Raw genomic sequence first — 8,341 nt, forward strand, 5'->3', positions numbered from 1 at the left:
GCGCAAGCACGGGTTGCCGCGCGAGAGGCTGCGCTTCTGGACGCGCAGGCGTGAAGGGAAGGAGGGAGCGCGCACGGCCATGTCCTTCGTGCCCGTGGAGGTGGCGCCCGCCGAGCGGAGCGCGGCAGGGCGGGAGCAGGGAGAGGCGGTGCAGGTGGAGGTGGGCGGGGTGGCAGCGGGGGGTCCCCTCATCTGTCCACCTACGCCCTCGACATGCTGGAGCGGGGCAAGCTGCCGGCCGGGGAGCAACAGCGCGCGCGCACACCTCGCGCAGTGCCCCGAGTGCACCAGGCGCCTGAATGAGGCGCACGTCTCGGCGGAGCTGTTCATGAAGGGGGTACAGAAGCGCACGCTCGAGCAGCTGCGCCAGCGCATGCGCTCGTAGGAGCAGCGCTCGGGACGGGCGTCTCACCGGACGACCAGAAAAACGACTTTTGCGCAGAGTACCAGTTTGGGGTGTTTGATGGGGTAAGAGGATTTTCCTCTTGATGGACCTACACCTCCTCTTTGCCCATATGAAGAATCTGCTCAGACACAGTGGCTGGTTGCCCTGCGCGCTGGCCCTGCTGGGGCTGGCCGGCTGCGAAGCGCCCCCCTCCGCGAAGGTGCCCGAACTGGCCGAGAGCCAGCAGGCGGTGACGGACCGGCCGCCCACCGGGTGGTTGGATGGAGTGGATGGAGTACGCGCCTTCGGGTGGGCGTGCGATCCAGATACGCCCACCACCCCGGTGGAGGTGCACCTCTACTTTGGCGGCCCCCCGGGCGGCTCCACCACCGTGTACGGGGTGTCCGGCATCCTCGCCAACCGGCCCTCCGAGGCGGGGGTGAACAGCGCCTGTGGCGGCGGCACGGCCCACCGCTTCGAGTGGTACATGCCCGCGGACCTGCGCGACTACCTGGGCGCGCTGCCCTACCCGGTGTATGCCTATGCCATCACCCCCACCGCCAGCGCGGGGCTCAACGGCATGCCCAAGACGATGGTGCCAGGCGCGGCCACCCGGCTCACCGTGGGCTACGGCACGGGACAGGAGACCGTGGCCCAGACAGGGGGCGTCTACTCCTACGCCCCCACCATTGCCTATGTGGATGGCAAGTACCGGCTGTGGGCCTGCTCCTCTCAAGCCCCCTACCAGGGAGACGTGGTCATCTACTCCGAGTCCGTGGATGGCATCAGCTGGAGCCAGCGGGTGACCGTCATGAACCGCTACTCGCCCGCCTCGGGCAGCCCCATCGACCCGAACATGAGCCACACGTGTGATCCCTCGGTGGTGACATACACGCCGCCGGGCAGCTCGCAGCGCTACTATTACATGTACGTGACGACGGCGGGCTCGCGCGGTGGGATGATCACGGCCCGCTCCACCTCGCCCACCGGGCCCTTCTCCTTCTACATGGGAGGCGACCCCAACGCAGGCACGAGCTGGAATGCCAACCCGCCCGCGGGCGCCTACCCCGCCGTCATCCACCCCTCCACCACCAACCTGGGGCAGTCGTCCGTGGTGCGCGTGGGCAGCACCTTCCACATGTGGTACACGGAGATGGTCAATGGTTTCATCCAAATCTTCTACACCACCTCCACCAACGGCGTGAGCTGGAGCAGCCCTCAGCCCACGGCCTGGGCCGAGGCGAGCGTGGATGTGAAGTATGACCCGGTGATGCGCCGCTTCGTCCTGGCCGACATCAACCCCGACCATCTGCCGCTGCCCCAGTCGCTGCGCATCGTCACCTCCACCAATGGCATCCACTGGTCGGAGCTCACCGTGGCCAACGGGAACACGAATACGGGTCTGCCCAAGTACGTGCACAACGTGGGCATCAGCGGGGACGGCAATGGCCACCTGCTCACGGGAGCCCGCAACGTGGTGGGCTACGGCGCGCCCTACGAGCTCAACGATCCGTACTACGTGGAGAACCCAAACGACCAGATTTACGGCACCTGCTCGGGAGGGGCGCCGCCCCACTGCCGGCCGTACTGGCACACCTGGGTGGCCCCGCTCTTCCTCTCCTGGAGCCCCTGAGCACTCAAACAGGGCCAGGTGCCGCGCCCGAGCCGCCCGGCTCAGCGCCGTGCGCGCGTGGCCAGCCCGCGGGAGACCCTGGCGAGCATGGAGGAGTTGCCCAGGCGCCGGTAGTGCGCCTGGGCCTCGGCGGCCAGCGCCCGGGCCCGCTGGGAATCCACGCCGGACCTCCGGAGCGCCTCGGCCAGCGTGAACTGCACCTCGGCGCGCACCGTGGGCCGGGCGAGAACCAGGGCCCGCTCGAGCCGTGGGAGCGCCTCCGCCGGCTGGCCCCGGGCCAGGTGCCACTCCCCCAACGCCAGCAGCACGTCGGCCACCATCGGGTGCTCGCGCCCCAGGCTCTTCTCCAGGAGCTCCAGCGCGCGCTCGAGGTGGCGTCCGGCGGTGTCCAGCTCCCCGAGGTGCACCAGGGCGCGGCCCAGGTTGCCGAGCGTGAACAGGAAGATGGGGTGGCTCGGCTCCACGGCCTTCTGGAGGAGGGCCAGGGCCCGCGCATGCAGCGCCCGGGCTTCCCGGTAGCGGCCCTGTGCCGCGTGCACCTGGCCCAGGTTGCTGAGCGAGAAGCCCACCAGCATGTGCGCGGGGCCCACGGCCTTGCGCCGGATGTCCAGACTGCGCTGCTGCAGCGCCCGGGCCTCCTCGAGCCGGCCCAACAACAAGAGCGCATTGCCCAGGCCCTCGAGGGAGAAGCTCACATCCATGTGCTCGGGGCCCAGGCTCTTCCGCCGCAGGCTCAGGGCGTGCTCGAACCGCACCCGGGCCTCCTCGAACTGGCCCATCTCCAGCAGCAGGTTGCCCAGGCTGTTGACGGTGTGGGCCACCTCCGGATGCTCGGGGCCATGCACCTTCTCCGAGACGGCCAGGGCGTGCTCGAGCCGTTCGCGGGCCTGGTCGTAGTGGCCCGCCATCCGCAGCGTGCTGCCCAGGTTGCTGAGCGACAGGGCCACTTCCGGGTGGACCGGGCCCAGGAGCTGCTGGCGCAACTCGAGGACTCGCTCGTAGGGCGCCAGGGACTCCTCGAACCGGCCCATGTCCACCATCAGGTTGGCCAGGGTGTTGAGCAGGTGGGTCACGAAAAGGTGGCGTGGCCCCAGCACCCGCTGGCTCATGGCGAGGGCACGCTCGAGCAGCTCCCGGGCCTCCTCGTATTGGCCCATCTCCATGCGCAAGGAGCCCACGGAATGCAGCAGGCGGATACGGACCAGCTCACTGTCGGCGCGCTCCACCGTGGCCCGCACCAGGCTCTCCAGGAGCACGGCCTCCTGGGAGCGGGACTGCTTGATGCCCACCAGCCAGAGCAGCCGGCTCGCGGCCAGGGCGGCCTGGGTGTCATCCTTGCCTTGGGCCGCCAGGGGAAGGGCCTCGCGGAGCAGGGCCTCGGCGCCCTTGAAGTCCGCCTTCCGCTCCCGGAGCAGGGCCACCTGGTACAGGGCCCGGGCCCGCAGCGGCGGATAGTCCAGGGCCGCCACCTCCGGCAACAGGGGCTCCCCCAGCGCCAGGGCCTCGGTGTACCGGCCGGCCAGGTCCAGCGCCTCCAGCCGATCCACCCGCGCCTGGAGCGCCTCGACCTTCTCGCGCACGGCCGGGTCCTCGGGAGGAGGGACGTCGGCGGTCAGCGCCCGGGCATCCTCGCAGTACGCCAGCGGCGGCAGGGAGAGGGCCGCCTGCACCGCCTTGGGCAGCAGCTTCGGGTCGGGACCGCCGGACAGCACCTCGGTGAGCGCCCCCATCTGGCCGCGCCGCCGCTCCAGGCACTGCACCTGCAGCACCGCCAGGGCCCCGGGCTGCTGCGCCTGCCGGCTCGCCTCACACACCTCGGTCCGCATCCGCACCCAGGTGCCCGCGTAGCCATCCAGCGCCGCCACCACGCGCTCCGCGGTGTCCTGGGCATACGGCAACCGGGTGTCGAGCAGCGCCTGCCGCACCTGGTCCCGCAGGGCGCCGTCCCAGATGCCCGCCAGCCGCTGCTCCATGCCGGCGCAGGCGAGCTGCCGCTGCTGCTGGTACTGCCAGCCCAATGCCAGACAGAGCACTGTCACCACCCCGGCCACCGCGGCCCGGCCCGCCACGCGCAGCCGCTCCTGGCGGCGCACCGCCGGATCACTCCGCAGCATCTCGAGCAGTGCCCCCATGGAGCCCGGGCGCTCCTGGGGGGTGGCCCGCAGGCCTCGCAGCACCGTGCGAGCCACCCACCCTGGCACACCGGACTGGGAGGGCGGGGGACTCACCCGCCCCTCGAGCCTGGCACGCATGCGCTCGGCGCTGGTGCGGCCGGGGAAGGCGGGCTGGCCGTAGAGGGACTCATAGAGCGCGAGACAAAAGGAGAAGAGATCGCTGCGGACATCCGCGGGCTGTCCCCGCAGCAGCTCGGGGGCGATGTACTTGGGAGTCCCCACCACCATGCCCGGCAGGGTGAGGGGCTTGTCCCAGACCTCCGGCAGCGAGGACAGGGGCATTGGGGAGGCATCCGGGGTGTCGGAGGACTCCGCGCGCGCCACGCCGAAGTCCGTCACCCGCACCCGCCCATCCCTGCCCACCAGCACGTTGTCGGGTTTGAAGTCGCGGTGGATGAGGCCCACCGCGTGTGCCGCGGCGAGCCCACTGCCCGCGGCCAGGTAGGCCTCCAGCACCTCGCGCCAGGTGCGAGGCTTTTCCTGGCACCAGCCGCGCAAGGTCTGCCCCTCCACGTACTCCATGGCGATGAAGATGGAGCCATCCTCGAGGGAGCCGGTGTCATAGGCGGCCACCACGTTGGGGTGGGAGAGGCGGGCCATGGCCTGGGCCTCGCGCAGCAGGCGGGCCTCGAGGGCGCCGCTGCCACCTTCGGAGGGCATGGAGTGCAGCAGCTTGAGGGCCACGCGCCGGTCGAGCCGGGCATCATAGGCGGCCACCACCGTGCCCATGCCCCCTTGCCCCAGCAGGTCGAGCACCGTGTAGCGGCCGGCCACGGTACTGCCCGGCGCGGGCACGGCGCCCTGCACGGGGGCCGGCTCATGCGCCGTCACGAGGCGCGCGCGCACGGTGGGCCGCGGCGACGAATCCGGCGTCACCCCCGGCAAGGAGGCCGCCTCCGGCGGCTGCTCCGGGTCCGCTGCCAGCAACCGGGTCCTCTCCTCCTGGCCATGCCCGTCGCTCATTCCCGTGCTCCACTCGGAGGCGAAAAAGATTCTCCAGGGGTATTCCGTTCTCCCCGGAGGATTTCCAGAATCGCGCAAAGACCTGCCGGACATCTACAAGGGGTCCAGCCGCTGGTACCTCTCGCCCGCGACGAACGTCCCCTGGAGCTGACACCCCCTCCCAGCTCACCGGCGCTTCGACAGCAGCTCGCAGGGCAGCGACTGGGAGGCCTCCCGCGCCTGGTCATGGCGCTCGGCGCGGGGGCGGTGAGCGGCCTACTGCCACGAGCCCACGCTACGCGCCCGGTCGTTCCAGCCGTAGGTGGCCAGGTATTCCGCCGGGTAGCCGGCCCCGAGGAACAGGGAGGCCCCGGCGTAGTTGGGGGCCTCCCAGAGAATGGCATATCTGCCGCAGGTGGTGGGGATCACCGAGGAGATGCGGTTGCCCCAGCTGATGGTGTCCAGGTTGTTGTAGCCGTAACCCGCCTGGGCGGAGATGTAGCGGCCCAGGTACTTCCAGTCCTCGTACCAGTAGCTGTAGTTGTTGCACAGCATGGCACTGTCATCCGAGGGCATCCGCCCCTGCGACCGGAAATAGTCGGCCAGAGCCTGCTTGGTGCGGAAACCCAGCATCACCCCCTGCTGCGCCGCGTTCTCATCCAGCACGAAGTGCCGCACCCCCGCGCCATTGAGCGTCCGGAACGCATCGGGCGAGTAGACGATGCCATCGACCAGCACCGGCACCACGGTGTCCGGCGCACTCCAGTTCCCCCTCGGCGCGGCGTCATCCTCCTGGCTGAAGTACTCACTCACCGAGGGCATGGGGGTGAGCTCACGCGCGGCGAGGGCCTGGGTGGAGATGAGCGCGGACACCACCAGCGTCGAGCCAAATACCTGTGACAGCTTCATGAATGCTTTCTCCAAGTTTCGAGCGTTGGGTTACTGCATTCTCTTGAACCCGTGACTCCCCGGAAGTGCGCAAAAAAGATTCTCCAGGGTTATTCCGCTCTACCCGCACCGGCGGAGCTGAGGGGACGAGGGCTGGGCGGCACTCACGGCTCGAGCGACTGGGACGGGCGCTCAAGACGCGAGCACCCGCCTGTCCGAGCCAGGGATTGCGGCTCGGACAGGCGGGTGGGGAAGTCAGCAGGAAGGGCTCGCGTTCGCCGTGGAGTCAAACGGCCGGCACCGCTTCAGAGGATGACGACGCCCCAGTCCTGATACGAGCCGTCGCCAAACTGGCTGGAGGCGCAAGGCCAGTCATGCATGAAGTTCGGCGGCGGCGCGGGGGAACTTGAGGTTCTGCGCGATGACCTCAGCGAGCGCGTCCTCGGGGAAGGAGCTGGAGAAGAGGCAGCGCACCATCGCCTCGGACACCTGCACCCCGTCGGGCCCGGCCAGGCCCGCGGCCGTGTCATGGAGCGACTGCGGGGAGAACCTGGGAAACATTGCTCTTGCGGTTCTCGGAATCCATGGCTACAGCCGCTTCACCCGCTGGAGCACCTTCTTCCAGGAGTTGGCCAGGTCGTACTCGACGTTCTCGTTGTTGATCTCCGTGGCGAGAGGGTATTTGCCCCAGGAGGCGACCATGTGCCGGTTGGGACGAATGCCGTAGGCCTTGAAGCGGTCCTCGAACAGCAGCATGTGCTCCTGGGTGAGCCGGGCGGATGTCTCCATGTCGCCATTGACATAGATGTTGAATTCATAGCCCTGGCCGCGAACCCAGTCCTGCACCGCCCGCACGCGCGCCATGTAGTCGACCCCTTGTGAATTGGCGGCGGTGGTGAAGGTATAGCCCGTGTCCAGGGTGATACCGCTCAACCGGGCGCCGTAGTTGTTGCACTGCCAGAAGAGCTTGGTGAGCAGGTTCTGGTAGTCGCCGAAGTAGCCCCGATTGCCCGGAAAAGAGCTGCCGTTGAGCGCCCAGCCGAAGGAGGGCACCGAGTCATTGGCCGGCCCCCAGCCCCACCAGGGGAAGTTCTCCCCCACGAAGATGCGGATGTCCGGCCGCACCGAGTGGATCGTCCGGATGTAGTCCATCACCTGCCACGTGGCCTCCCAGTAGCCCTGCTCGGTCAGGGCGAAGCCCCCTCCCCACTGCTGCCCATTGATTCCATGGTTGGGGTGCAGCAACGAGCGGAAGGGCCCATCGAAGTTGATGAACTTGACCAGCCCCGGATGCGAGCGTGTCCCCGGATAGACACCTCCCTCCATCTTCCAGATGCGCTCGAGCTCCTTCCACGCCGCGTCCTTGCCCACCGTGTAGCGCTGGCTCGGGTCGCGGATCTGCGCGAGTTGCCCGTTCATGTCGAACGAGGTCTCGATGGACACGGGGATGCCATGGGTGGCGTAGACGTTGCGGTGGGTCCACATCCACGCGGAGGAGACACCGTGGATCTCCATCTTCGAGTCGATATCCCCGGAGAAGTATTGCACCGCGTCCAGGTAGCGCTTGCCGAAGTCCCAGGCGGGCGTCTCGCCAGGCGTCATGGCCAGGACGAGGGAGTCGGTATGAAAGTTGGTCTGCCCCCAGACCTCCTCGACGATGATCTCCTCCTCCACCCGCTGGCCCGTGGCGAGGTTGACGGCGAAGGCCACCACCTTGTAGGCCGGGTGGAGGGAGCTCAGGTGGACCCAGCCGCGGAAGGTCGTCCGGGTGGTGCCCAGACCCGGGTAGGTGCCAAAGGTCACCGCGAGCTGGCTGGGGATGTTCTGCCCCCAGGCATTGGCCTGCATGCTCCAGCTGTTGTTGGGGTTGAAGTAGCCGCGGTTGGAGCGGAGCGTGGTCGCGCTGGCGCCCATGTTGCCCCGCCAGAAACCATTCGGGCAGAAGCCCCCGCCCAGATAGTTGCAGGACTGGTCCTGGGTCTCATTCACCGTGCCATTCTCGAAGCCCGGGTTGCTCAGCCCCACCTGGACCGTGCCGTTGGGCGTGGTCCAGAAGGACTCCAGGTCATCCACGAAGAGCACGTTGTGCACCGCCTGGCCCACCCCGTTGCGCGGGGTGTTACCGAGCACGCTGGATGAGGGAAAAGCGGGCCAGAATGAGCGAGCTGGGTGATGGGTAGGCTCCCCGTGAGCAGGGGTATCCCATCACCGAGACTGGAAAGGTGAGGCACGTTGGCTGATGGGATGGCCACGAGCCCGCGGGTTGGGCGAGGCGCACCCGTCCCAGCCGGTCCGGGTGCTCGGGGTGAGCCGGGAGTA

The 8,341-nt window shown here is 68.7% G+C and carries 5 protein-coding genes and 1 pseudogene; 2 read left to right on the plus strand and 4 right to left on the minus strand.

Going from position 1 to position 8,341, the window contains the following annotated elements:
- Both VFZ09_RS21700 and VFZ09_RS21705 read left to right on the plus strand, forming a co-directional pair.
- Positions 1-385, plus strand: a pseudogene (locus VFZ09_RS21700) (hypothetical protein); the annotation flags it as partial.
- A gap of 130 nt (positions 386-515) precedes the next feature.
- Positions 516-2,018 (plus strand): hypothetical protein, encoded by a 1,503-nt coding sequence (locus VFZ09_RS21705; protein ID WP_329729549.1) that lies wholly within the window; start codon positions 516-518, stop codon positions 2,016-2,018.
- Positions 2,019-2,059: 41 nt separating this feature from the next.
- On the opposite strand, the gene VFZ09_RS21710 is transcribed toward VFZ09_RS21705, so the two are convergent.
- The 4 genes from VFZ09_RS21710 to VFZ09_RS21725 form a co-directional block, all read right to left on the minus strand.
- Positions 2,060-5,155: a serine/threonine-protein kinase gene (locus VFZ09_RS21710; protein ID WP_329729550.1), complete on the minus strand. Its 3,096-nt coding sequence runs from the start codon at positions 5,153-5,155 to the stop codon at positions 2,060-2,062.
- A gap of 255 nt (positions 5,156-5,410) precedes the next feature.
- The gene (locus VFZ09_RS21715; protein WP_329729551.1) at positions 5,411-6,043 is read right to left on the minus strand and encodes a hypothetical protein; all 633 of its coding nucleotides are present in this window, start codon (positions 6,041-6,043) and stop codon (positions 5,411-5,413) included.
- A 351-nt stretch (positions 6,044-6,394) separates the two neighbouring features.
- A complete protein-coding gene (locus VFZ09_RS21720; RefSeq protein ID WP_329729552.1) occupies positions 6,395-6,583 on the minus strand; it encodes a hypothetical protein in 189 nt (62 codons plus the stop codon).
- 27 nt (positions 6,584-6,610) lie between these two features.
- Positions 6,611-8,152: a hypothetical protein gene (locus tag VFZ09_RS21725; protein WP_329729553.1), complete on the minus strand. Its 1,542-nt coding sequence runs from the start codon at positions 8,150-8,152 to the stop codon at positions 6,611-6,613.
- Positions 8,153-8,341: the final 189 nt, after the last annotated feature.

This window comes from Archangium sp. (assembly GCF_036277355.1).
Lineage (GTDB): Bacteria > Myxococcota > Myxococcia > Myxococcales > Myxococcaceae > Archangium.